Annotated in this window: 24 protein-coding genes; 10 read left to right on the forward strand and 14 right to left on the reverse strand. The window is 53.1% G+C overall.

The annotated features are described in order from the left end of the window. The first annotated feature begins 7 nt into the window (after positions 1-7). A complete protein-coding gene (locus F3J40_RS23035) occupies positions 8-1,027 on the forward strand; it encodes a zinc-dependent alcohol dehydrogenase family protein (protein ID WP_167018383.1) in 1,020 nt (339 codons plus the stop codon). 30 nt (positions 1,028-1,057) lie between these two features. Here the strand turns inward: F3J40_RS23035 and F3J40_RS23040 are convergent, their stop codons facing one another. After that, positions 1,058-1,507: a nuclear transport factor 2 family protein gene (locus F3J40_RS23040; protein ID WP_017349336.1), complete on the reverse strand. Its 450-nt coding sequence runs from the start codon at positions 1,505-1,507 to the stop codon at positions 1,058-1,060. A 143-nt stretch (positions 1,508-1,650) separates the two neighbouring features. Beyond that, entirely contained in the window at positions 1,651-2,067 is a 417-nt protein-coding gene (gene ibpA, locus F3J40_RS23045) for a small heat shock chaperone IbpA (protein ID WP_017349337.1), read from the reverse strand. Between the two features lie 286 nt (positions 2,068-2,353). On the opposite strand from ibpA, the gene F3J40_RS23050 reads away from it, so the two are divergent. Beyond that, on the forward strand, positions 2,354-2,749 hold the full coding sequence (locus tag F3J40_RS23050) for a YceK/YidQ family lipoprotein (protein ID WP_167018385.1): 396 nt from the start codon (positions 2,354-2,356) through the stop codon (positions 2,747-2,749). Here the strand turns inward: F3J40_RS23050 and F3J40_RS23055 are convergent. From F3J40_RS23055 to dnaA, 6 genes are all read right to left on the reverse strand, one after another. Continuing rightward, a complete protein-coding gene (locus F3J40_RS23055) occupies positions 2,727-3,983 on the reverse strand; it encodes a YidR family protein (protein WP_167018387.1) in 1,257 nt (418 codons plus the stop codon). The genes F3J40_RS23050 and F3J40_RS23055 overlap by 23 nt on opposite strands. A 3-nt stretch (positions 3,984-3,986) precedes the next feature. Next, on the reverse strand, positions 3,987-4,796 hold the full coding sequence (gene yidA / locus F3J40_RS23060) for a sugar-phosphatase (protein WP_167018389.1): 810 nt from the start codon (positions 4,794-4,796) through the stop codon (positions 3,987-3,989). A gap of 144 nt (positions 4,797-4,940) precedes the next feature. Further along, the gene (gene gyrB, locus F3J40_RS23065; protein ID WP_167018391.1) at positions 4,941-7,346 is read right to left on the reverse strand and encodes a DNA topoisomerase (ATP-hydrolyzing) subunit B; all 2,406 of its coding nucleotides are present in this window, start codon (positions 7,344-7,346) and stop codon (positions 4,941-4,943) included. A gap of 17 nt (positions 7,347-7,363) precedes the next feature. Continuing rightward, entirely contained in the window at positions 7,364-8,449 is a 1,086-nt protein-coding gene (gene recF, locus F3J40_RS23070) for a DNA replication/repair protein RecF (protein WP_017349342.1), read from the reverse strand. A gap of 393 nt (positions 8,450-8,842) precedes the next feature. Beyond that, a complete protein-coding gene (gene dnaN / locus F3J40_RS23075) occupies positions 8,843-9,943 on the reverse strand; it encodes a DNA polymerase III subunit beta (protein ID WP_017349344.1) in 1,101 nt (366 codons plus the stop codon). A 4-nt stretch (positions 9,944-9,947) separates the two neighbouring features. Continuing rightward, a complete protein-coding gene (dnaA, locus tag F3J40_RS23080; RefSeq protein WP_167018393.1) occupies positions 9,948-11,348 on the reverse strand; it encodes a chromosomal replication initiator protein DnaA in 1,401 nt (466 codons plus the stop codon). A 581-nt stretch (positions 11,349-11,929) separates the two neighbouring features. On the opposite strand from dnaA, the gene rpmH reads away from it, so the two are divergent. From rpmH to mnmE, 5 genes are all read left to right on the forward strand, one after another. Beyond that, a complete protein-coding gene (rpmH, locus tag F3J40_RS23085; RefSeq protein ID WP_000831330.1) occupies positions 11,930-12,070 on the forward strand; it encodes a 50S ribosomal protein L34 in 141 nt (46 codons plus the stop codon). A 15-nt stretch (positions 12,071-12,085) separates the two neighbouring features. After that, positions 12,086-12,445 carry a ribonuclease P protein component gene (gene rnpA, locus F3J40_RS23090; protein WP_036646554.1) on the forward strand — a complete coding sequence of 120 codons (360 nt, stop codon included), beginning with the start codon at positions 12,086-12,088 and terminating at the stop codon, positions 12,443-12,445. Continuing rightward, a complete protein-coding gene (yidD, locus tag F3J40_RS23095) occupies positions 12,409-12,666 on the forward strand; it encodes a membrane protein insertion efficiency factor YidD (RefSeq protein WP_071524427.1) in 258 nt (85 codons plus the stop codon). The genes rnpA and yidD overlap by 37 nt, the downstream gene beginning before the upstream one ends. Before the next feature lie 2 nt (positions 12,667-12,668). Then, on the forward strand, positions 12,669-14,315 hold the full coding sequence (gene yidC, locus F3J40_RS23100; RefSeq protein ID WP_167018395.1) for a membrane protein insertase YidC: 1,647 nt from the start codon (positions 12,669-12,671) through the stop codon (positions 14,313-14,315). A 68-nt stretch (positions 14,316-14,383) separates the two neighbouring features. Beyond that, on the forward strand, positions 14,384-15,748 hold the full coding sequence (mnmE, locus tag F3J40_RS23105) for a tRNA uridine-5-carboxymethylaminomethyl(34) synthesis GTPase MnmE (RefSeq protein ID WP_017349349.1): 1,365 nt from the start codon (positions 14,384-14,386) through the stop codon (positions 15,746-15,748). Positions 15,749-15,790: 42 nt separating this feature from the next. Here the strand turns inward: mnmE and F3J40_RS23110 are convergent, their stop codons facing one another. After that, positions 15,791-17,125, reverse strand: coding sequence for a type II toxin-antitoxin system HipA family toxin (locus F3J40_RS23110; protein WP_369410965.1), 1,335 nt, complete (start codon positions 17,123-17,125; stop codon positions 15,791-15,793). Then, a complete protein-coding gene (hipB, locus tag F3J40_RS23115; RefSeq protein WP_167018397.1) occupies positions 17,122-17,379 on the reverse strand; it encodes a type II toxin-antitoxin system antitoxin HipB in 258 nt (85 codons plus the stop codon). Before hipB ends, F3J40_RS23110 begins: the two co-directional genes overlap by 4 nt. 308 nt (positions 17,380-17,687) lie before the next feature. On the opposite strand from hipB, the gene F3J40_RS23120 reads away from it, so the two are divergent. Continuing rightward, positions 17,688-18,278, forward strand: coding sequence for a malonic semialdehyde reductase (locus F3J40_RS23120; RefSeq protein ID WP_167018399.1), 591 nt, complete (start codon positions 17,688-17,690; stop codon positions 18,276-18,278). A 79-nt stretch (positions 18,279-18,357) separates the two neighbouring features. On the opposite strand, the gene F3J40_RS23125 is transcribed toward F3J40_RS23120, so the two are convergent. Next, positions 18,358-18,870 carry a flavin reductase family protein gene (locus tag F3J40_RS23125; protein ID WP_167018401.1) on the reverse strand — a complete coding sequence of 171 codons (513 nt, stop codon included), beginning with the start codon at positions 18,868-18,870 and terminating at the stop codon, positions 18,358-18,360. Positions 18,871-19,128: 258 nt separating this feature from the next. On the opposite strand from F3J40_RS23125, the gene F3J40_RS23130 reads away from it, so the two are divergent. Next, positions 19,129-19,860, forward strand: a complete 732-nt coding sequence (locus F3J40_RS23130) for a 4'-phosphopantetheinyl transferase family protein (RefSeq protein WP_167018403.1) — start codon at positions 19,129-19,131, stop codon at positions 19,858-19,860. A gap of 4 nt (positions 19,861-19,864) precedes the next feature. On the opposite strand, the gene F3J40_RS23135 is transcribed toward F3J40_RS23130, so the two are convergent. Further along, a complete protein-coding gene (locus F3J40_RS23135; RefSeq protein WP_167018405.1) occupies positions 19,865-21,181 on the reverse strand; it encodes an NCS2 family permease in 1,317 nt (438 codons plus the stop codon). Positions 21,182-21,332: 151 nt separating this feature from the next. On the opposite strand from F3J40_RS23135, the gene yieH reads away from it, so the two are divergent. Then, positions 21,333-21,992, forward strand: a complete 660-nt coding sequence (gene yieH / locus F3J40_RS23140; protein ID WP_167018407.1) for a 6-phosphogluconate phosphatase — start codon at positions 21,333-21,335, stop codon at positions 21,990-21,992. Positions 21,993-22,027: 35 nt separating this feature from the next. Here yieH and phoU read toward each other — a convergent pair whose 3' ends face one another. Both phoU and pstB read right to left on the reverse strand, forming a co-directional pair. Continuing rightward, positions 22,028-22,762: a phosphate signaling complex protein PhoU gene (gene phoU / locus F3J40_RS23145; RefSeq protein WP_017349357.1), complete on the reverse strand. Its 735-nt coding sequence runs from the start codon at positions 22,760-22,762 to the stop codon at positions 22,028-22,030. A gap of 17 nt (positions 22,763-22,779) precedes the next feature. Beyond that, the gene (gene pstB, locus F3J40_RS23150) at positions 22,780-23,547 is read right to left on the reverse strand and encodes a phosphate ABC transporter ATP-binding protein PstB (protein ID WP_017349358.1); all 768 of its coding nucleotides are present in this window, start codon (positions 23,545-23,547) and stop codon (positions 22,780-22,782) included. Positions 23,548-23,558 lie beyond the last annotated feature (11 nt).

A 23,558-nucleotide genomic window follows, 5' to 3' on the forward strand; every position in this document is an offset into this window, starting at 1 on the left:
AGTAAAAATGTACAGCTATCGCCTGCATCAGTTTGGCCCAGAGGCGCGGCCTCACCTCAGTGAAGAACCTGTTCCTCAACCTCTGGCACACCAGGTATTACTGCGCATCACCGCGTGTAGCCTCAATTACCGCGACCTGGCGATTCTGCGGGCGGCCAGCACGCTTTCCCCTAAAGCCGGGTTAATTCCGTTGTCTGATGGTGTGGGTGAAGTGATTGCCACAGGGGAAAGCGTCTCGCTATTTCGGCCTGGCGACAGAGTGGCCGGGTGCTTTTTCCCCCACTGGCAGGCAGGGCCGCTCACCGCAGAAAAAGGACGAGGTACCTACGGGAGCCAGAGCGATGGCTGGCTCACACAGTATAAAGTGGTCGATGAGCAGGCGTTGGTGGCCATCCCGGATTATCTGAGTGATGTAGAGGCCGCGACTTTACCCTGCGCGGCGGTCACTGCCTGGAACAGCATTCAGCAATCGTGCCCGTTACAGCCCGGTGAAACGCTGTTGATTCAGGGAACAGGTGGTGTATCCCTGTTTGCTTTGCAGTTTGCCAGACTCATGGGCGTTAGGGTGATTGCACTGACTTCTGATGAGCAAAAAGCGGCCCTGTTACGTCAGCTAGGGGCGAATGAGGTGATCAATTACCGTCAGCACCCCAACTGGTCCAGCGAAGTGCGCCGCCTGACCCACGGGAGAGGCGTTGATCGAGTAGTTGAAATTGGCGGACCTGGCACACTTCAGCAATCGTTGCTGAGTTGTGCCTCAGGCGCAGAGATTGCGCTGTTAGGATTTGTAGCCAAAGGGGATGAAACGGTCGATTTCTTTACTCTGTTTAAAAGCGGAACAACCGTGCGCCCATTTAGCGTAGGCAGTCGCGATGACTTTATCGCCATGAACCGTGCCCTGACCACCGAAAAATTACGCCCGGTGGTGGATAAAGTCTTCCCCTTCACCCAGGCAGTGGAAGCCTGGGACTATTTCGAACAACGCCAGCACATTGGCAAAGTCGTGATTCGTTTCACCCATGAATAGCCAGACAGCGCCGCATCCGGCGCTGCTCTGTCAGAACATGCTGTTACCGCTGACGGTTTTGTCAGGTACCACCTGGGTTACGTCCCAGTGCTCAACAATTTTATGCTGCGGGTCGAGACGGAAAATATCGACAATCGCCTTCGTTTCACCCGCTTCACGACCGGTTGTTTTAACGTGCAAAATCACATAGTCGCCATCGGCGAAGGTGCGCACAATTTCACTGTGCGAATGCGGGTATTTTTGCTGTAGAAAAGCGACGAAGTGACGAAAGCCTTCAATGCCATCCTGCGCGCCAGGATTGTGCTGTTTATAATCATTGCCAAGATATGGCCGCGCGGCATCAAAGTTCTTCTCATTCAGCCCCTTATTGTAGAAATTCACTACATTTTGAATGTTTTGCTTTTCAGCTGGGCTTTCGGCGGCCAGTGCACTGCCGCTCAGAACGGCAAACGCCAGCAGGGCGGTAAGGGTTCTCTTCATCGCTTGCTCCGGTTGAGTTTTCCTGTCGGCAGCATAGCACTTCCTCGCGCGGCATCAGCCTGGCAACGCACAGGTTGAGAAAACAAAAAACCCGGACTTCTCAGCCCGGGTTTGCTCACCATCGTTAACGCTACGACCTGCGCTTATTTAAGGATTTCAATCCGGCGCGGTTTGGCTTCTTCCGGAACGATACGTTCCAGATCGATACTCAGTAAGCCATTTTCCAGCTTCGCATCGCGCACAACGATATGGTCAGCCAGTTGGAATTTACGTTCAAAATTACGTTCAGCGATACCCTGATAGAGGTATTTACGCTCCGGCTGCGCTTCCGGGTGGGCACCGCGCACAATCAGCACGTTGTCATGGGCAGTAATCTCCAACTCAGCCTGGGAGAAACCGGCCACGGCAATGGTAATTCGGTAGTGGTTCTCATCCACCAGTTCTACGTTATAAGGAGGGTAACCGCCGTTGGTCTGGCTCTGATTAGATTCCAGCAAATTGAACAGGCGATCAAAACCGATAGCAGAACGATAAAGTGGGGAGAGATCAAAATTACGCATGTTAAGACTCCTGAATTTCAGCAAGTTTTTTGCGATCTTCCACAATGGACAGATCGTTGATTGAACAGCCATCCCTGTCGGCAATGACTTTCGCATCTGAACTATAAATGGGCGCTGACCACCATAATTCAACCCTCGATGTGCATTTTTTTTCGCCATCCTGAGGAAATGACATACACTCAGCTTTCAACTCTTTTGAACCCCGCGCACATCGCCGCAGAGTGAAGGCGCTTTCAGAAGGACATTCTCAGCCACCGCGATACTGTGACTGAAGGGATTAAATCTAATGAAGAAGATGATGAAGAAAATGCCGCTGGCAGGGATGTTGGTGTGCTGTTCTGTCACCTCGGGTTGCGCCAGTGTGATGTCGCATACGGGTGGTGAGCCTGGCTATTACTCCGGCACCCGCGCCAGCGCTGATGTACTGTCTGATGGTAATGCCAGTTGGGCAATGAAACCTCTTGCTCTGATCGATCTTCCTTTCTCTGCGGTTATGGATACGGTTTTACTGCCGTGGGACTATTTCCGTGACGGCAGTAAAGATCCTGAACACCAGTCAATACGCGATCGCGTACTGACCAGCGAGCAGCAAAATCACACCAGTGAAAGCCTTGCTCAGGCAGCTCCCGGTCCTGGAGGCCCCGACCACGGCGGCCCGGCTAGCGGTGGGCATCGGCCATAAAGAGCTGCCGCCAGCCATCAACATCCCGCATAAAGGCGATATGCTGCCCATCCGGGGACCAAACCACAGCATCAGCCGAAGGGGGCTGTTCGCTGCGCGCGGTTAAACGCTGACAGTCGCCGGTTTTGATGTCACAACGCATCACACTGTTATCTGCCACGAAAGCCACTGCCTCACCATGTGGGTGCCAGCTAAAGGCCGACTGAATGCTGCTGTTCAGATGGGTTATCTGCTTTGGTGTTCCACCGTTGGGTGACACCGTCCAGAGCTGAATACACCCATGATCATCGGCCTGTAAAAAGGCAATTGCACTGCCATCCGGCGAGGCACGTAGCCAATGACGCGGTTGCAAGGCCAGCCCACGCCCAAAGGTGAGCCGCCGCTGCTCTACGCCCGCGGGTGGCGCTGGCAATTGCAGTTCACTGCCTTCCAGTGGCGCATGACCAGCGCGGGCATAGTCAGACAGCGCTTCTGGCAGGTCGACAATAAACACTTCCGGCACTTTTTCCCCCGAGGCTGAAAGCGTGTCGCCAATAAAGGCAATCGCCCATCGCTGCCAGCTTCCATCACTTTTGCGATAGCCTTGGGTGCCAATCCAGCCCTCTTCATATGCCCGGTTGATTTGGTCGCTTCCTGCAACAGGCGTTGACGTCGTCTGGCTGACCAGCACGCAGAAATGGCTGCCGCCATATTCACGTGGGTGCTGTTTTACTGGCTCCACGGCACGCAGTGGGACAGCAACACCCACATTACGTAGCTCTTCAGCCGGGTTTTGCTCATGCAGCACATGATCGTTGTAGGTAAAACTCAGACGGGTGCCATCCGGGCTAAACACATGCACATGGGATCCACCGCGCAGCGCGCCGGGCGTGAAAGGCGCAGTGATGTCACAGGCATCAAGATTCTCCGCTTGTTGCTGCTGGATTATCACACCGCGCCGATGGTGAAAATCATACTGCCACTGGGCATCAGGATGTTCCGGGCCATGAATACAGACATAACGCGCGGGCAGGTCGGGACTGACCGTCACGACCCCGACATGTGCCCCATCGCGGGCCTGGTACAACAGCTCCACCGCACCACTCTCTACGTTGACGCGTTCAATGGTCAGGCCGGTAAAGGATGCCCCGGACGGACGGACATCAAAGGCCAGCCACTGACTATCTGCTGTCCAGACGTTGATATTGGTTAACTGATGGTGCCGCAGTGCGAATGTAAGCTGTTTTTCCTGCATGAGTTACAGCACCAACTCTTCAATGGCGTAAGCAACACCATCTTCCATATTGGTTTTGGTAATGAACTGGGCGATCTGCTTCACGGAATCAATGGCATTGCCCATCGCGACACCCATGCCCGCATACTCAATCATCGACAGGTCATTTTCCTGATCGCCAATCGCCATCACTTCGTGCTGCTGTAATCCCAGCTTTTCTGCCAGCATTTTGACGCCCTGCCCTTTATTCACGCGCGGGTCGAGGATTTCGAGGAAATACGGCGCACTTTTCAGGATGGTATAACGCTCACGCGTTTCGGCAGGCAGATGACGAATTGCGGAATCCAGCACATCAGCGCGGTCAATCATCATGAGTTTAGGGAAACGGGTCTGCGGGTCCATTTCCTCTACCGCACGATAACGCAGGGCGATACCGGTCAGGCTGGCTTCATGGATCGTGTATTCACTGATGTCTTTGTTGGTGGTGTAGAGATAATCGCGCTCAAAAGCCTGGAAATGGACGCCAAGATCCCGTGCCAGCTGTTCAACGTAGAGATAGTCGTCAAAACCCAGGGCCACTTCAGCGACGGGTTCCCCACTGGCCGCTTGCTGAACTAACGCACCATTGAAGGTGATGCAGTACTGTCCGGGCAGTGCTAAATCCAGCTCTTCTAAGTAGCGCTGCACGCCAACATACGGACGGCCCGTTGCCAGTACCACCGCCACACCCTGATCGCGGGCGCGCGTAATTGCCGATTTTACTGCTGGGGTAATCAAATGCTGCGGATTGAGCAGCGTGCCATCCATATCGATTGCTACCAGTTTTATCGCCATAACCGCCTCGTCAGTTCAGAAAGTCTTTCAATGCTAGCGCGATTCAGCTCACATTGACCAGTTACCACTCATGGTTTCATAGCGCAGCGCAAACAAAAAGGGCAGAACTCGCGTTCTGCCCTTCCGTATTTCATTGCTGACTAATCAGATATCGATATTGGCAGCACGCAGTGCGTTCTCTTCGATGAAGGCACGGCGTGGTTCTACCGCATCGCCCATCAGCGTGGTGAACAGCTGGTCAGCCGCGATGGCATCTTTGATAGTGACACGCAGCATGCGGCGGCTATCTGGATCCATGGTGGTTTCCCACAGCTGCTCTGGGTTCATCTCACCCAGACCTTTATAGCGCTGTACTGAAAGGCCACGACGCGACTCTTTCACCAGCCACTCAATTGCCTGCTCAAAGCTGGCAACCGGCTGACGACGATCGCCACGTTCGATAAAGGCATCGTCTTCCAGTAAGCCGCGCAGATCGCCACCCAGATCGTAGATTTTCTGGTATTCCGGCCCCTGAATAAATTCGCTATCCAGCGTGTAGTCGGTATCTACTCCGTGCGTGCGTACGCGCAGTACTGGTTCAAACTGGTGTAGCTCGTTTTCACGAACCTGTGCTGAGTAGGTGCTGCCGTGGACTTCGCGCTCGTTCAGATAAGCAACCAGGCCATCAATCCACGTCTGTACTGCGCTGTTATCGGTAAGATCGACCAGCGTTGGGTGGTAGATCAAGGCACGCAGTAGCGCAGAAGGATAGCGACGCTCCATGCGTTTGATCATCCGCTGGGTGCTGTTGAAGTTCGACACCAGATTTTCCAGCGGCTCGCCTGCAATTGCAGGTGCGCCCGCTGTGGTATGCAGCGTTGCGCCATCCAGTGCGATGGCGATCTGATACTGGTCCATCGCTTCATCATCTTTGATGTACTGCTCTTGTTTGCCTTTTTTCACTTTGTACAGCGGCGGCTGAGCAATATACACATGACCACGTTCGATAATTTCTGGCATCTGACGATAGAAGAAGGTCAGTAGCAGTGTGCGGATGTGTGAACCATCCACATCGGCATCGGTCATGATGATGATGCTGTGATAGCGCAGTTTGTCCGGGTTGTATTCGTCACGGCCAATGCCGCAGCCCAACGCAGTGATCAGCGTAGCGACTTCCTGTGAACCCAGCATTTTGTCAAAACGCGCTTTCTCAACGTTGAGGATTTTACCCTTCAGCGGCAGAATCGCCTGGTTTTTACGGTTACGCCCCTGCTTAGCGGAGCCGCCCGCAGAGTCCCCTTCCACCAGGTAAATTTCAGACAGCGCCGGGTCACGTTCCTGACAGTCAGCCAGCTTGCCCGGCAGGCCGCCAAGATCCAGCGCGCCTTTACGACGGGTCATTTCACGGGCGCGACGTGCTGCTTCACGCGCACGTGCGGCATCAATAATTTTGCCAACAACGGTTTTAGCATCACCTGGGTTTTCCAGCAGGTATTCGCTCAGCAGCTCGTTCATCTGCTGTTCAACCGCTGATTTCACCTCAGAAGAGACCAGTTTATCTTTGGTCTGTGAAGAGAATTTCGGATCCGGCACTTTAACCGACACAACAGCCACCAGGCCTTCACGGGCATCATCACCGGTCGCGCTGACTTTGGCTTTCTTGCTGTAACCCTCTTTATCCATGTAGGCATTCAGGGTGCGCGTCATTGCTGCACGGAAGCCAGCAAGGTGGGTACCACCATCGCGCTGAGGGATGTTGTTGGTGAAGCAGTAGATGTTTTCCTGGAAACCATCGTTCCACTGCAGCGCCACTTCCACACCAATGCCATCTTTTTCATTCGAGAAATAGAACACGGTTGGGTGAATAGGCGTTTTGTTCTTGTTGAGGTACTCAACAAACGCTTTGATACCACCTTCGTAGTGGTAGTGATCGCTTTTGCCATCGCGCTTGTCTTCCAGGCGGATGGAAACACCCGAGTTCAGGAATGACAGCTCACGCAGGCGCTTCGCCAGAATTTCGTATTCGAATTCGATAACGTTGGTGAAGGTTGCGGTGCTTGGCCAGAAGCGGACACGGGTACCGGTTGCATCGGTATCTCCGGTCACGTTCAGCGGAGCCTGCGGCACACCGTGCTCATAGGTCTGCTGGTGCACTTTGCCTTCGCGACGAATGGTCAGTTCCAGCTTAGATGACAGGGCGTTAACCACAGAAACACCTACGCCGTGCAGGCCGCCAGAGACTTTATAGGAGTTATCATCGAATTTACCCCCGGCGTGCAGCACGGTCATGATGACTTCTGCTGCTGAAACACCCTCTTCCGGGTGAATACCGGTCGGGATACCGCGCCCGTCATCCACTACGGAAACCGAGTTGTCGGCATGGATTGTCACTAAAATATCACTACAGTGACCTGCGAGCGCTTCGTCGATTGCGTTATCCACGACCTCGAATACCATGTGATGCAGACCGGTGCCGTCATCCGTATCGCCGATATACATACCAGGGCGTTTGCGTACTGCATCAAGCCCTTTCAGAACTTTGATACTTGAGGAGTCATAAGAATTCGACATCAACGTTTCTCGCTCATTTAATCTTCAGGTTGAACCGCTATTTTACCTTGTTCCACGCGGAACATCTTGCCCTTTTCGTCAGCCATGTCGATTACATGATCGGCGCTTATCGCACTGACAAAAACCTGCGCCTGGGTGGCTTTAAGCCTTTCAGCTAACAGGCGGCGGCGACTTTCATCCAGCTCGGAAGCAAAGTCATCAATAAGGTAAAGACAGCGGCGTCCGGTGTGGCGAGTCAGGAACTCGCCTTGCGCCAGGCGCAGTGCACACATCAGGAGTTTTAACTGCCCACGTGACAGCAGATCTTCTACTGGCGTGCCTTCAGCGCGAATACGGAAATCGGCTTTGTGCGGGCCGCTGGCGGTATACGTCAGGGCGCGATCGCGTTCAAAGTTACGTTCGAGCAGCTCCGCGTAGTCACTCTCTTTATCCCAGCCGCGCTGGAAAGAGAATTGCAGCGCGAACTCCGGCAAAAACTGGGCGCAGGTGGCGGTGATATCATCACTAATGGCGGCGCTGTACTCCGCTCGCCACTGGCTAATTTGCTCAGCCAGCGGGATCAGTTCCTGATCCCACGGCCTGATCTGGCTGTAGCGCGAGACCTGACGTAGCGCGGCGTTGCGCTGTTTCATCAGGCGGCGTAAGTTGCTCCAGGCAAGGAAAAAGCCCGGTGTATTGTGGAAGCATCCCCAGTCTACGTAGGCTCTACGGTATTTGGGGCCACCATTGAGTAAAGTAAAGCCCTCCGGCGTAATGAGCTGCATCGGTAGCAACTGCGCCAGCTCAGCGACCTTATGCCCGTCACTGCCATCAATACGAACTTTACTTTCACCCGCACGATTTTTTGTCAGCCCAACCGCCTGCTCACGTTCGCTGCCTTCAATCCGACCATGCAGCACAAACGCCGCCTGATCGTGGCGAATCACACGGCCCGCCTGCAAGCTGCGAAACGCGCGCCCGTGGCCAAGCGTATACACCGCTTCCAGCACGCTGGTCTTCCCGCTGCCATTTGCCCCCACCAGGAAGTTGAATCCCGGCGCAAGGTTCAAATCAGCGTTTTCAATGTTACGGAAGTCTTTAATTAACAGGCGGGTTAAAGCCATATCAGCAGGCAATCCTGGAGGTTAACTTCATGATATTTCTCATTTACCACCGCTTCCGCCTTCGGCTCACGGCTTAACGCTATCTTGCCCAACGAGGGTGGCTGCCCAGGTTTTGCCCCAGACCTTCCCCACAGTCCCTGTCCAACGAGAATTATGCCCGAGTTTTTCCCTAAACCTTTCTCACAGCCCCTGCCCAACGAGAATTATGCCACGGTTTTTCCCTGGACCTTTCTCACAGACCCTGCCCAACGAGGGCGTCGGCGGCGCAGGCAGTTCGGTGCCAATGTGGTCGCGGGGCCTGGGAGCATACTCAAGTATGTGACCAGGGCCTGCGACCACATTGGTGCCGAAATGGCAAGTAAGCCAGGCCGCTCAGTCGTCATGCCATGCGCTTTACAAGCGCATGGGCATTACGACATAAGATGCGGATTGGCTGGCTGCGTCTTCTATTTGCACACTTGATACTGAGTCCGTTAGTAACAGCCTTACGTTCTCGCACTTCAGCGCATTCAGCACATCCAGCACATAACTCACGTTAAAGCCGATCTCCAGTTCGCTGCCATCATAGGCCACGTCCAGCATCTCTTCGGCTTCTTCCTGTTCTGGGTTGTTTGCCGTAATTTTCAGCTGATTTTCAGTGATATAGATACGAACACCACGGAATTTCTCATTCGAGAGAATAGCTGCACGGGCAAAAGCCTGTTTCAGCAGATCGCAACCGGCTTCCAGTGTTTTATCAGGATTTTTCGGTAATACGCGGCGATAATCCGGGAAACGGCCATCAACCAGCTTGGAAGTGAAGATAAAATCACCCACGTGCGCACGAATGTTGCTGCTACCAATCTGCACTTGCAGGGGTGTTTCACCGCCATCCAACAGGCGTACCAACTCAATCACGCCTTTACGCGGCACGATCACCGAATGGCTCGGTAATGACTGACCAATAGGCAACGAGCACACTGCCAGACGGTGTCCGTCAGTAGCTACCGTACGCAGCTCTTCACCCTCGGTTTCGAACAACATACCGTTAAGGTAATAACGCACATCCTGATGCGCCATCGAGAACTGGGTGGCTTCGATCAGGCGTTTTAACGTCGCCTGCGGCAAAGTAAATTCGACCTCGCTCTGCCAGTCATCCAGATTTGGGAAGTCACTGGCAGGCAGCGTGGAAAGTGAAAAACGACTGCGGCCTGAACGCACCAGCATCCGTTCGCCTTCCAGCGTTACACTGATCTCTGCCCCATCCGGCAAGCCCCGGCAAATATCCAGAAACTTGCGCGCCGGTACAGTAGTCGCACCAGGCTCATGTGCCTGCGTCAATGCGACCCGTGCCACCATCTCCATTTCGAGATCGGTTCCGGTTAGCGACAGGCTGCCTTCGTTAACCTGCAACAGCAGGTTACCGAGAATCGGAAGGGTTGGGCGACCACCCAACGGGCCGCTCACCTGTTGCAGCGGCTTTAGCAACTGCTCACGTTCTACAATAAATTTCATAGCGTCAGGAAGATAATGTCCGAATGAGATTAGAGAAATCTTCTTTGATATCATGGCTCTCTTCACGCAGTTGCTCGATTTTACGGCAAGCGTGAAGCACCGTGGTATGGTCGCGACCACCAAATGCATCGCCAATTTCTGGCAGGCTATGGTTGGTCAACTCTTTAGCCATCGCCATCGCCATCTGACGGGGTCTTGCAACCGAGCGTGAACGGCGTTTAGACAGCAAATCCGCCACTTTGATTTTGTAATACTCAGCGACGGTTTTTTGAATATTGTCGATAGTGACCAGCTTCTCCTGTAACGCCAGCAGATCGCGCAGCGCTTCGCGCACGAAATCAATAGTGATGGCGCGGCCAGTAAAGTTGGCATTCGCGATGACACGGTTCAGTGCGCCTTCAAGCTCACGGACGTTTGAACGCAGGCGCTTAGCAATAAAGAAGGCCACTTCTCCCGGCAGACGAATGTCATTTTCATCGGCTTTTTTCATCAGGATCGCGACGCGGGTTTCCAGCTCCGGCGGCTCAATAGCAACCGTCAGTCCCCAACCGAAACGCGATTTAAGGCGATCTTCTACGCCGTTGATCTCTTTCGGATAGCGATCCGATGTCAGGATGATCTGTTGATTGCCTTCCAACAGCGCGTTGAAGGTGTGGAAAAACTCTTCCTGAGAACGCTCTTTGTTGGCAAAGAACTGAATATCATCGATCAATAAGGCATCCACCGAGCGGTAGTAGCGCTTAAACTCTTCAATGGCGTTATTTTGCAGCGCTTTAACCATGTCCTGCACAAATCGCTCAGAGTGCATATAAACGATTTTGGCATTCGGCTTACGGGCAATAATGCCATTGCCTACTGCGTGCAGCAGGTGCGTTTTGCCCAGACCGGTGCCGCCATACAGGAACAGCGGGTTGTAAGCACCACCAGGGTTATCAGCCACCTGACGCGCCGCAGCACGGGCGAGCTGGTTTGATTTACCCTCAACGAAGTTGTCGAAATTATGGCGGCCATTCACATTCGAACGGTAGGTCACATCTGCTGGCGCGGGCACGTTATCCCAACTCGGGCGCAGGTTTTGCGCAGGAGCTGGGCGAACTTCTGCTACCGCAGGTGCAGCCACACTCGCCAGCACCGGGGTCGCGGCAGCCACCTGGCTTACCGGACGCGTGCCTACTTCAAAACGCAACAGCGGCACATCTGGCCCGCAGAATTCATTAAGCAGGCCATTGATACTATTCAGGTATTTATCACGAACCCAGTCCAGTACAAACCGATTTGGTGCATACAACGCCAGCGTGTTGTCGTTTAACTCAGCCTGCAGTGGACGAATCCACATACTGAATTCGGTGGCAGGTAGCTCATCCTGCAAACGGGCAAGACACTGTTGCCAAAGCGTAAGTGACACGGCGGACTCCACTCGTACGAAATCGATAAGAAACGGGCGCAAAATTAGAAGCGTTCATTTTTGATACAGACGCAAGAGCACGCCTGCGACCGCCGTTATGGTTATCCTGTGCCTGTGAACAAAGGCAGGATCATCAGCGGAATGGCGGATCATAACGCAAAGCGCGCCAGAGATCTTCACTTTCTACACAGTTTTGATCCATTTTATCCACAGGCCTATTCCGCGCTGTTTAGTTTACGCACAGCCAGAAAAAAACCCTCGTGATTCCGTAAAATTAGTCTGATTTTCCGGCGCGGCTCGCATGCTGTGCAAAATGATCACAATAAGATCCCGCGCGATCCTTGCGCTTTACCCCCAAGCCCGTATAATTCTCCCCCCGGCGTTGTCGCATCTGCCCAATGCCCGGATGTAACGGGCTGTGGACGGTTTTGCGTCAGCGTAAGCTGCGAAGTAAATTGACTCTGGACTGTACAATTATTACAATCCCGCCTCTTTATTTATGACTCATTGAGGCGTTGGTCGGTTTACTGGCTCAAAAACGCGTCACCCAGTGAAATTTTCAAGTTTAGGTAGAAATCGCCATGAAACGCACTTTTCAACCGTCCGTACTGAAGCGCAACCGTTCACACGGTTTCCGTGCTCGTATGGCAACTAAAAATGGTCGCCAGGTTCTGGCACGTCGTCGCGCTAAAGGCCGCGCACGTCTGACCGTTTCTAAGTAATAAAAGCTAACCCTAGTGGTTAAGCTCGCATTTCCCAGGGAGTTACGTTTGTTAACTCCCACTCATTTCACTTTCGTCTTCCAGCAGCCACAACGGGCTGGCACGCCGCAAATTACCATCCTCGGCCGCCTTAATTCGCTGGGGCATCCCCGCATCGGTCTTACCGTCGCAAAAAAACATGTGAAACGTGCTCATGAGCGTAATCGGATCAAGCGATTGACCCGAGAAAGCTTTCGTCTGCGTCAACATGAATTGCCAGCGATGGATTTTGTCGTGCTGGTGAAGAAAGGGGTTGCCGATCTCGATAACCGTACGTTGACGGAAGCGTTGGAGAAATTATGGCGTCGTCACTGTCGCCTGGCGCGCGGCTCCTGATCGTCCTGATTCGCGTCTATCAACGCGCCATCAGCCCCTTACTGGGACCTCATTGTCGGTTTCAGCCTACCTGTTCTCATTATGGTATTGAGGCATTACGCAGGTTTGGGGTGATAAAAGGCAGTTGGTTGACGGTGAAACGCGTATTAAAATGCCACCCTTTGAACCCGGGTGGCGACGATCCTGTACCGCCAAAAACATTTGATACCAGAGAACATTAACGATGGATTCGCAACGTAATCTCTTTCTCATCGCTTTTCTGTTCGTGTCTTTCATGATCTGGCAAGCCTGGCAGACGGACCACAATCCGCAGCCACAGCAAACACAGACCACGCAAAACGCGAACGGTGCAGCAGGTGATGCCGCCAGTCAGGGTGTTCCGGCCAGCGGTCAGGGCCAAACGATCACCGTTAAGACCGATGTCCTGTCTTTAAATATTAACACCCGTGGTGGTGACGTTGAGCAGGCACAACTGCTGACTTACCCGAACAAACTGGGTTCAAGCGAGCCTTTCCAGCTGCTGGAAACCTCTCCATCGTTTGTCTATCAGGCACAGAGCGGCCTGACTGGTCGTAACGGCCCAGACAACCCAAACAATGGCTCACGCCCACTCTATACCGCTACGCAGACCAACTTCGAATTGGCTAACGGCCAGACCGAACTGCGCGTTCCACTGACCTGGACCGGCGAGAATGGCGTTGTTTACACCAAAACTTTCATCTTCAAGCGTGGCGAATACGCGGTTAACGTTGATTACACCATCAACAACACCAGCGCACAGCCGTTGGAAGTGTCGCTGTTTGGTCAGTTAAAACAGACCATCGACCTGCCTAAAGAGCGCGATACTGGTAGCAAGAGCTTCGCGATGCACACCTTCCGTGGTGCCGCGTACTCCACTTCCGATGAGAAGTATGAGAAGTACAAATTCGATACCATCTCAGACAACGAAAACCTGAACAAAACCACCAGCAATGGTTGGGTAGCGATGCTGCAGCAATATTTTGCTACTGCATGGGTTCCGCGTACTGAAGGTGCAAATACCCTTTACACCACTAACCTGGGTAACGGTATTGCAGCGATTGGCTACAAATCTGCTCCAGTAACGATTGCTGCTGGCGCGCAGAAAGATCTGGCCGCGACCCTGTGGGTTGGCCCTGAAATTCAGGACCAGATGGCTACCGTCGCTCCGCATCTGGATCTGACTGTAGACTACGGCTGGTTGTGGTTCATCTCTCAGCCGCTGTTCAAACTGCTGAAATTCTTGCACAGCTTCATCGGTAACTGGGGCTTCTCCATTATCGTTATCACCTTCATCGTGCGTGGCATCATGTACCCGCTGACCAAAGCGCAGTACACCTCGATGGCAAAAATGCGCATGCTGCAGCCAAAAATTCAGGCGATGCGTGAGCGTTTGGGTGATGACAAGCAGAAGCAGAGCCAGGAAATGATGGCGCTCTACAAGTCGGAGAAAGTGAATCCACTGGGTGGCTGTCTGCCGCTGGTGATTCAGATGCCGATCTTCCTGGCACTGTATTACATGCTGTCAGGATCTGTTGAGCTGCGTCACGCACCGTTTGTGTTGTGGATCCATGACCTGTCAGCGCAGGACCCGTACTACATCCTGCCGATTCTGATGGGCTGCACCATGTTCTTCATCCAGAAGATGTCACCGACCACCGTGACTGACCCGATGCAGCAGAAACTGATGACCTACATGCCGGTGATCTTCACCGTGTTCTTCCTGTGGTTCCCATCAGGCCTGGTTCTGTACTACATCGTGAGTAACCTGGTGACCATCCTCCAGCAGCAGCTGATCTATCGCGGCCTGGAAAAACGTGGTCTGCACAGCCGGGATAAGAAGAAAGCATAATTGCTTATCCAGCGTTAAAGTAGAGGCGGTCATTTGACCGCCTTCTTTTTTTTATAAGAGAGTTCAGCATGAGCCATCACGACACCATCGTCGCGCAGGCTACGCCACCGGGGCGCGGCGGCGTTGGTATACTGCGTATTTCTGGCCAACAGGCGGCAGAAGTTGCTCGCATCCTGTTAGGTAAGTTGCCAAAACCGCGCTACGCCGACTATCTGCCGTTTATGGATGCCGATGGCAGTATTCTCGATCAGGGCATCGCTCTGTGGTTCCCAGGCCCTAATTCGTTTACTGGCGAAGACGTGCTGGAACTGCAAGGTCATGGCGGTCCGGTGATCCTCGATCTGCTGCTGAAGCGCATCTGTGCCCTGCCCGGCTTGCGTATCGCCAATCCAGGCGAGTTCTCCGAGCGCGCCTTCCTCAATGACAAGCTGGATTTAGCCCAGGCTGAGGCAATCGCCGATCTGATCGATGCCAGCTCTGAGCAGGCAGCCCGTTCAGCGGTTAACTCCTTACAGGGAAAATTCTCTGCTCGCGTTAATCATCTGGTGGAAGCGTTGACCCATCTGCGTATCTACGTGGAGGCCGCGATTGATTTCCCGGATGAGGAGATCGATTTCCTGTCAGATGGCAAAATCGAAGCGCAGCTGAATACGGTGATCGACGACCTGAACGCAGTGCGCAATGAAGCACGCCAGGGCAGCCTGCTGCGCGAAGGGATGAAAGTGGTGATTGCGGGTCGCCCTAATGCGGGCAAATCGAGCCTGCTGAATGCGCTGGCTGGGCGTGAAGCTGCGATTGTGACGGATATTGCCGGAACCACGCGTGATGTACTGCGTGAGCACATTCATATCGATGGAATGCCACTGCATATCATCGATACCGCGGGTCTGCGTGATGCCAGCGATGAAGTTGAACGCATCGGGATTGAGCGCGCCTGGCAAGAGATTGAGCAGGCCGATCATGTGCTGTTTATGGTCGATGGCACCACCACCGACGCCACAGAAGCTGCGGCTATCTGGCCAGACTTCGTTGCCCGTCTGCCGGCTTCTCTGCCGGTTACCGTGGTACGCAATAAGGCGGATGTGACAGGAGAAGCGCTGGGTATTTCTGCGCTGAATGGCCACTCGCTGATTCGTCTCTCTGCACGTACCGGTGACGGTATTGATGCACTCCGCGACCACCTGAAACAGACAATGGGGTTCGCAGGCAATGTCGAAGGCGGTTTCCTCGCGCGCCGTCGCCACCTGCAGGCTTTAGAACTGGCCGCAACGCATCTTGATCAAGGCAAACAGCAGCTGCTGGGCGCCTGGGCTGGGGAATTACTGGCAGAAGAGCTGCGTGTGGCACAGCAGGCCTTAAGTGAGATCACGGGCGAATTTAGCTCCGACGACCTACTGGGACGTATCTTCTCCAGCTTCTGTATCGGTAAGTAACGCCATCCTCCACGCCGTGCGGGCCTCAAGCCTGCTCGGCGATCACCTTCCATCCCCTTCAACTGACCATGATTTCAGTCGTTGCATCATTTTTTCAGCGTTCGCCACAATAGGTTCGACAATCTTCACGGGAAAATCATGAGGTAAAGTCGACTTCACTCTGATTACGGCATCGTCAAATTCTTGTACAAAAAACATGAGTATCTGATTCATGCGTTCAACTGAAAACTGCACAGATTTTGCCGTTGCGAGAAAATGACGGGGCTGGATATCATAAATAGCCTCTTTTTTTCCCTTGGTCGCTTTCAACCCCATCGACAGCTTTAGCTTTCGAATATTAAGGCCAGCACCATTTATCAGTGGATATGCTGAAAGAATGTCATAGAAGGGTGTGAGCCGATAACTCCCCCCACGTTCAATAAAAAGTGAGAAGTTTTTGGCGTGCCCATCAGTGGCACCCATTACCCACTGAAAAACCTGAAACTTCATGAAGTTATATTGATCTTCAATGGCATTACTCGACCCCATAAGAATCTGCATAATGTCTTTAATTCCTGGGCCACCATCTGATTCATACTTAACAGACGAAGGGAGCCCTAAAGCCTGGCACATATCCTCTTGCGGTAGCCGTAATAAAGCGCGTCCACCATCAACCCATCGTCTATCAAACCTTTCTACGGCTAAGGCTCTGATACTTCCGGCCTCCACAATAGTCGCGGTGGGTACTTCAAATCCCAGCTCACGTGCGATAAGCAGACAAAAGTATTCATTCTCTACGCTTTGGCTCATATCCAACGTTGCTGCGGGTTGTTTGATCTCACCGATGGGTAATTTCAAGATATGCGTCGTAGGTGTAGGCCCCTGTGGGATAGCCCACCCGCTACTGGTTTTTAACAGCGCCGTTTTCTCCTGCGCGCCTGCAACAGAAATACGAAAATCCTCTTCCTCGCGGATCATTCCTAAAGGAATATCAATTTTGTACGCCGATAAAACGTGCTCAAGTCTGGCAGCAGAGAGCAATTCATAGTTCACCGTAAGATCAGGGGAATTATGCTCAACATCAAGCAGCATGATTGCACCCACACTATCTCTGCCAATTTCTTTCAGCAGATCAAATGGCTGAGCTGTTTTTGCCCGATAACGCGCCACTATGCGATCCCGGACTTTAGGATTATCCGGCAAGAGATTATCGAAGAAATTATAGACAGCAGGGGTAGTGAGAGTAGAAAGCTGGAGTGGTAACGACAAGGATACTGGCCTGGCTAGCGGATTGCTCAACCACCCGGAAAAATATTCGAAAGTGTGGGCACCATTTTTATGCTTAGTCAGCACACCCACCTTTTGCCCGTTCATCCAGGCAACTAATTCCTGTTTCACCAATCCATATCCTCATCACGTTTGCCGTCAGAATCTTTACCGATCGCTATTTGCTCCTTGATTGCCATATCCATTTCTAACGACTGCAATATACGGAAAAGAGTGGAAAGCGTTGTTTTATCAGGATTATTTTCAAAGTGCGAAATAGTAGCTTGCTTTAGACCCACTCTCTGCGCCAGCTCACTCTGTGTCCAGCCATGTTTTTGCCGTTCCAGCCGAATGTAATTCGCAAGTTGTCTTGGGCTATAAATCATCGTGGCTATTCCTGATTGAGCCATCAGCAATCGGATGCTTAAATGACCGCGTGGTGTAGATAAAAACAACAATAGCGCATTTTATCCCTTTGTGGGGATATTTTCTATTTTATCCCCTTGTAGGGATAAGCCCCTCTTTATCCCTTTGTGGGGATAAACTGCAGCACTCTCTTCTCTGTCATCACTGCTTTTGCCCTTATGTTATTTGGCGTGCAGCGACGGTTGCAGTATAACGGTCAAGGTCATGTTTTAAACTCAAGACTGGTTAATTTCAGGCTCACACTGATGCCTGCTCAAAGGAGAGAAAGATGAGTACACCGCTCGATAACGTCGCCCTTGATGCCCTGTTTAACAACGCCCGTACCCATAGCTACTGGCAGAACAAACCGATCGATAAAGCGCTGCTGGAACAGCTTTATCAGTTGACGATTCTCGGCCCAACTTCTGCCAACTGCTTACCGGCACGTTTTGTGTTTGTCACTTCGCAGGAAGGGAAACAGAAGCTGGCACCGGCGCTGTCAGCGGGCAATCTTGAAAAGACCCTTGCCGCTCCTGCTACCGTGATCGTCGCCTGGGATGAAGAGTTCTATGAGCAACTGCCAACGCTGTTCCCACATGCAGATGCGCGTAGCTGGTTCACCGGCAGCCCAGCCTTTGCGGAAACGACCGCGCTGCGCAACAGCAGCTTGCAGGCGGGCTACCTGATTTTGGCCGCACGTTCACTGGGCCTGGATGCAGGTCCGATGTCCGGCTTCGATCCGGCAAAAGTAAATGAAGCATTTTTCGCAGGCACGAAATACAAAGTAAACCTGCTGATTAACCTGGGCTACGGCGAGAGCAGCAAACTACACGACCGTTTACCACGCCTGAGCTTCGACGAAGCAGCAAAATTCGCCTGATAAGTAGCCTAAACCCGTTAGCGACTGCCTGACGGGGGAGAGGACCAACCCTATACCTGTGATAGGGTTGGTTGACCGGTTATGGCTTAAGCGTATGGAAACCGCTGTTGAAGTAAACCATTGGGTCCAGCTCACCGTCCAACAGATGAATGCCCACAATATGCGCCAGCAGAATGCTGTGGGTGCTCCACTCAACAATCTTTTCCAACTGGCAGTCAAACGTGACCAGCGCATCTTTTAGCGCAGGTACGCCGGTTTTCAGGGCGTGCCATTCACCACTCTGAAAACGATCTGCACGGCGAGCAGACTGGCTGAACTGAGCACAAATATCATCATGATGGCTTGCCAGCACGTTAACGGCAAACACACCCGAGCCCGTAATAGGGTCATGGCTGGAGGAGCTCCGATTTACACACACCAGTAAGCTTGGTGGCTCAGCGGTCAGTGAGCTAACCGACGTTGCGATCAGGCCGTGTTTCTCGCCCCGGTGCTCCGTCGTGACCAGAGACACACCTGCGGTCAGGCGACGCATACCGTGACGAAACTCATCCAGAGAGATTGGTGGTAATTTTGAACCAGTTAAAACAGACATAGCAACTCCGCAAAATGCCACCCGTGCGTGACACTATTATCAATAAATTTCCCGTGAACGAGAATCATACACGACATCGAGCGCTACGGGGGAGACGATGAAAAAAACGCTAAGCTTTCCCGTATCGCGCAAATATTGGTACGGTTTTGCTCATTGATTCTGAAAGTGAAGCGGATACAAGCGAGGGGGAGTGCAATCGCGCCAGAAAATTCTTACAATGCCTGTGATGATTTTCTGACCATTTTCACGGAGCGACAGATGGCTGGTCATTTTGTACGTTGGATGGGTAGCAACGACCTGCCTGGCGAGGCACTGAACGTCCCGCAAACCGTAATCGACAGCGCCAACCGCCTACCCGACAAGCGGCGCAGCCGTTTTCTTGCGGCCAGAATGTTGCTGGCACAGCTCATGCTGCGCATCTATGGCATTGATCAACTTCCGCCGTTAATCGTCACACACTGTGGCAAACCCGCCTTTGCTGACACGATGCTTCCGGATTTCAGTATTGCCTATGCGGGTAATGTTGTTGGCGTCTTGCTGGCAGATGAAGGGGGAAAGGCGGGCCTGGATATGGAGATCGTACGGGCGCACAGCCGTCAGTCTCAGGCCCAACTGATGCAGAGCCTCACCTCGGGTGAAATTGCCTGGATCAACGCGCAACAGGATTTTATGGAAGCCGTGACGCAAATCTGGACCTTACGCCAGAGCATCCTGAAAATCGGCGGCGATCAGCAAAATGCCATGAATCTGCTGCGCCTGCATCCGGCTGCCGGTCGCCTGCGTTCAACCCTCAATCCCGATATTCAAGCCATTTGCGATGCTGAACCCATGCTGGTGTGGTCTTGTGCGCTGTCACCTGCGACGCAGTGGCTGCATTTATGGGAGTGGAGTCAGGAACGAGGATGGCAGGATCTGCGGGACGTGGAGATGACGCGGCCCAATATTGGACCGCGTGCCCTGCGGCTAACCAGCCTGCCACAGGAACTGTGAAGCTTTAGTGGGCGTCAATAAACACGATTTTCAGCACAAACAACAGCGCCACTAGCGCCACGCACGGGCTGGTTTCACGCCAGCGGCCTGTCCCCAGCTTCATCACACACCATGCAATAAAGCCCAACGCAATGCCTTCAGTAATCGAGAAACTGAACGGCATCATCACGGCAGTGACAAAGGCCGGCACCGCTTCAGTCAGGTCATCCCAGCGCACGCGCGCCAGGCTGGCACTCATCAGTACGCCAACATAGATCAATGCGCCAGCCGCCGCATAGCCCGGCACCATGGCCGCCAGCGGTGACAGGAACATCACCAGCAGGAACAGCAGGCCGGTTACCACCGCCATCAGGCCAGTACGTCCACCGATCGCCACGCCAGAAGAACTTTCAATGTAAGCGGTGACAGAAGATGTGCCGACAAACGCGCCACCCACTGAACTCACGCTATCCACAAACAGTGCCTGTTTCATGCGTGGGAAGGTGCCTTTCTCATCGGTCAGACCGGCTTTATCGGTAACGCCAATCAGCGTGCCTGATGAGTCAAACAGATTGACCAACATAAAGGAGAAAATGATCCCCGCCATGCTCACGTTCAGAGCGCCTTTCAGATCGGCCTGGCCCACAATGGAACCCACTGCCGGTGGCAGAGAAAACAGCCCGGTAAACTTCACATCGCCGATCATCCAACCAATCGCAGTGGTCACCACCATCGAAATCAACACCGCCGCATGAATTTGTCGGGAGGCGAGGATCGCAATAATAAAGAAGCCCAGAGCGCCCAGCAGGACACTGTGCGAAGTCAGATGGCCCACCGCAACGATAGTGTCAGGGTTTGGCACAATGATACCGGCATTTTTCAGCCCCATCATGGCGATAAACAGGCCAATACCGGCGGTGATACCCACGCGCAGGCTAAGCGGGATATTGGCAATCATCCAGTAGCGCACACGCAGCAGTGTCAGGATCAGCAGTCCGAGCGCACCCCAGAAAATCGCGCCCATGCCGATTTGCCATGAGTAGCCCATCGCCCCCACCACCACGAAAGCGAAGAAGGCATTCAGCCCCATGGCAGGTGCCAGCGCAACCGGCAGATTCGCCACAACGCCCATTAAAATACTGCCAGCCGCCGCGATCAAACAGGTTGTGACAAACACCGCCTGAGTATCCATCCCGGCGACGCCAAGGATTTGTGGATTGACGAAGACGATATACACCATCGTCAGGAAAGTCGTAAAACCGGCAATCACCTCAGTGCGCACGGTGGTGCCATGTTCCTGCAGCTTAAACAGGCGCTGCAACAGGCCAGGGGAGTGACTCATACCTTGTTTCCGGTCGAAAAAATTAACGGCGCGTATCCTGACGACTTTACCCCCGCAATACAACGATTTTTCGCAACCGTTTACGCCGGTTCGCATTCGGTGCATAAAGAGTTAAGGTTAAGTGTCCATAAATTGAAGAGGATAGCGTTGAATGTCTGTAGCCTGCGTATTTTTCGACTGTGACGGCACCCTGGTAGACAGTGAGCGTCTCTGCACTGAAGCCTATGTCACCACTTTTGCTGCCTATGGTATTACCCTTTCGCTGGAGGCGATGTTTGAAAAATACAAAGGGGTAAAGCTGTACGATATTATTCGTGATGTGGCGGCAGAGCATCAGCGCACCCTCCCCGTAGAGGAAGTTGAAACCACTTATCGTGCAGAAGTCGCACGGCTGTTTGATCTCAGCCTGGCTGAGATCCCCGGCGCAAAACAGCTGATTGCACAGATAAAAATCCCGATGTGCGTGGTTTCAAACGGTACGGTCAAGAAGATGCAACACTCACTGGGGTTAACCGGCCTGCTGCCGTGGTTTGAAGGTCGGTTGTTTAGCGGCTACGACATCAACCACTGGAAACCCGATCCCGAACTGATGTATCACGCGGCAGAAAAGATGGACGTTGCGATTGAGCAGTGCATTCTGGTGGATGACTCTGAGGCGGGCGCGCGTGCCGGGATCGCGGCCGGTATTCCGGTCTATTACTACTGCGCTGATGCGCATAATCCGGCGCTGGATCATCCGCTGGTGACGCGCTTTACCGACTTGGCTCAGCTACCAGCACTGTGGCGACAACACGGTTGGGATATTCTTTAATGCGCTGCCCGTTTCGCAACGGGCAGCCAGAGCACTCAGGCAGGTTTGCTGTGGCCGTCTTCACCGGCTAACAGCTGGTCCAGTTTGTCTCCGCCCACGTGACGGAAATCCTGGCCCTTAACGAAGTAGAAGATGATTTCGCAGATGTTCTGGCAGCGGTCACCGATACGCTCAATGGCGCGGGCGCAGAACAACGCGGTCAGGACACTCGGGATCGTGCGTGGATCTTCCATCATGTAGGTCATGAGCTGACGCACAATGCCTTCGTACTCCGCATCCACTTTTTTATCTTCGCGATAGATTTCGATAGCCGCATTCAGATCCATACGGGCAAACGCATCCAGCACATCGTGAAGCATCTGTACGGTGTGACGGCCCAGGAACTCCAGGCTGACTAACAGCGGCTGATGCTGCTGGCTGAATTTCTCCAGCGCGGTGCGGCTGATTTTCTCAGCCACGTCACCGATACGTTCCAGTTCAGAGATGGTTTTGATGATCGCCATCACCAGACGCAAGTCGACCGCCGTTGGCTGACGCTTAGCGATGATGCGGACGCAGGCTTCATCAATTTCCACCTCCATCATGTTGACCTTCTGGTCACCTTCGATCACGCGCTTCGCCAGCTCAGCATCCATGTTGTGCATTGCGGTGATGGCATCCGTCAGTTGCTGCTCCACCATTCCGCCCATGATCATCACCTGGGTGCGGATATGTTCCAGCTCGGCATTGAACTGGCCGGAGATGTGTTTATTCAGATTTAAATTATCCATGATTCTCTCCTGCCCAATCAGCCGTAACGGCCAGTGATGTAGTCTTCGGTCTGTTTTTGTGCCGGTTTGGTGAACAGGGTATCGGTATCGCTGAATTCAATCAGCTCACCAAGATACATAAACGCCGTGTGGTCGGAACAACGAGCAGCCTGCTGCATGTTGTGCGTCACAATAACCACGGTGTAGTCCTGTTTCAACTCGGTAATCAGTTCTTCAATACGTCCGGTGGAGATCGGGTCAAGTGCTGAGCAAGGTTCGTCCAGTAGCAGCACTTCAGGACGAATAGCGATGCCGCGCGCGATACACAGACGCTGTTGCTGACCGCCAGAGAGACTGTAGCCACTCTGATGAAGCTTGTCTTTGGTTTCATTCCACAAAGCCGCTTTGGTCAGCGCCCACTGCACACGCTCATCCATATCGGCACGTGAGAGTTTCTCAAACAGGCGGACGCCAAAGGCAATGTTGTCATAAATCGACATTGGAAACGGTGTCGGCTTCTGGAAAACCATGCCAACACGGGCGCGCAACAGGGCGATATCCTGGCTGGAGGCGAGAATGTTTTCACCATCCAGCAGAATTTCACCTTCTGCACGCTGCTCCGGGTAGAGCGAGTACATTTTGTTAAAGGTGCGCAGCAGGGTGGATTTACCACAGCCAGATGGGCCGATAAACGCCGTGACCTGATTTTTCGCGATATCCAGATTAATACTTTTCAGCGCATGGAATTTCCCGTAATGGAAGTTCAGATTGCGTACCTGAATTTTACCGGAAGATGTCGTTGCCATACTCTTTGCTC

It is taken from the genome of Candidatus Pantoea multigeneris, from assembly GCF_011752615.1.
Taxonomy (GTDB): domain Bacteria; phylum Pseudomonadota; class Gammaproteobacteria; order Enterobacterales; family Enterobacteriaceae; genus Pantoea; species Pantoea multigeneris.

Excerpts from the sequence above, each read along its gene's own strand:
- F3J40_RS23035 (WP_167018383.1), top strand. The coding sequence starts at position 8 with ATGTACAGCTATCGCCTGCATCAGTTTGGCCCAGAGGCGCGGCCTCAC.
- F3J40_RS23040 (WP_017349336.1), bottom strand. The coding sequence starts at position 1,507 with ATGAAGAGAACCCTTACCGCCCTGCTGGCGTTTGCCGTTCTGAGCGGC.
- ibpA (WP_017349337.1), bottom strand. The coding sequence starts at position 2,067 with ATGCGTAATTTTGATCTCTCCCCACTTTATCGTTCTGCTATCGGTTTT.
- F3J40_RS23050 (WP_167018385.1), top strand. The coding sequence starts at position 2,354 with ATGAAGAAGATGATGAAGAAAATGCCGCTGGCAGGGATGTTGGTGTGC.
- F3J40_RS23055 (WP_167018387.1), bottom strand. The coding sequence starts at position 3,983 with ATGCAGGAAAAACAGCTTACATTCGCACTGCGGCACCATCAGTTAACC.
- yidA (WP_167018389.1), bottom strand. The coding sequence starts at position 4,796 with ATGGCGATAAAACTGGTAGCAATCGATATGGATGGCACGCTGCTCAAT.
- gyrB (WP_167018391.1), bottom strand. The coding sequence starts at position 7,346 with ATGTCGAATTCTTATGACTCCTCAAGTATCAAAGTTCTGAAAGGGCTT.
- recF (WP_017349342.1), bottom strand. The coding sequence starts at position 8,449 with ATGGCTTTAACCCGCCTGTTAATTAAAGACTTCCGTAACATTGAAAAC.
- dnaN (WP_017349344.1), bottom strand. The coding sequence starts at position 9,943 with ATGAAATTTATTGTAGAACGTGAGCAGTTGCTAAAGCCGCTGCAACAG.
- rpmH (WP_000831330.1), top strand. The coding sequence starts at position 11,930 with ATGAAACGCACTTTTCAACCGTCCGTACTGAAGCGCAACCGTTCACAC.
- yidD (WP_071524427.1), top strand. The coding sequence starts at position 12,409 with ATGGCGTCGTCACTGTCGCCTGGCGCGCGGCTCCTGATCGTCCTGATT.
- yidC (WP_167018395.1), top strand. The coding sequence starts at position 12,669 with ATGGATTCGCAACGTAATCTCTTTCTCATCGCTTTTCTGTTCGTGTCT.
- mnmE (WP_017349349.1), top strand. The coding sequence starts at position 14,384 with ATGAGCCATCACGACACCATCGTCGCGCAGGCTACGCCACCGGGGCGC.
- hipB (WP_167018397.1), bottom strand. The coding sequence starts at position 17,379 with ATGATTTATAGCCCAAGACAACTTGCGAATTACATTCGGCTGGAACGG.
- F3J40_RS23120 (WP_167018399.1), top strand. The coding sequence starts at position 17,688 with ATGAGTACACCGCTCGATAACGTCGCCCTTGATGCCCTGTTTAACAAC.
- F3J40_RS23125 (WP_167018401.1), bottom strand. The coding sequence starts at position 18,870 with ATGTCTGTTTTAACTGGTTCAAAATTACCACCAATCTCTCTGGATGAG.
- F3J40_RS23130 (WP_167018403.1), top strand. The coding sequence starts at position 19,129 with ATGGCTGGTCATTTTGTACGTTGGATGGGTAGCAACGACCTGCCTGGC.
- F3J40_RS23135 (WP_167018405.1), bottom strand. The coding sequence starts at position 21,181 with ATGAGTCACTCCCCTGGCCTGTTGCAGCGCCTGTTTAAGCTGCAGGAA.
- yieH (WP_167018407.1), top strand. The coding sequence starts at position 21,333 with ATGTCTGTAGCCTGCGTATTTTTCGACTGTGACGGCACCCTGGTAGAC.
- phoU (WP_017349357.1), bottom strand. The coding sequence starts at position 22,762 with ATGGATAATTTAAATCTGAATAAACACATCTCCGGCCAGTTCAATGCC.
- pstB (WP_017349358.1), bottom strand. The coding sequence starts at position 23,547 with ATGGCAACGACATCTTCCGGTAAAATTCAGGTACGCAATCTGAACTTC.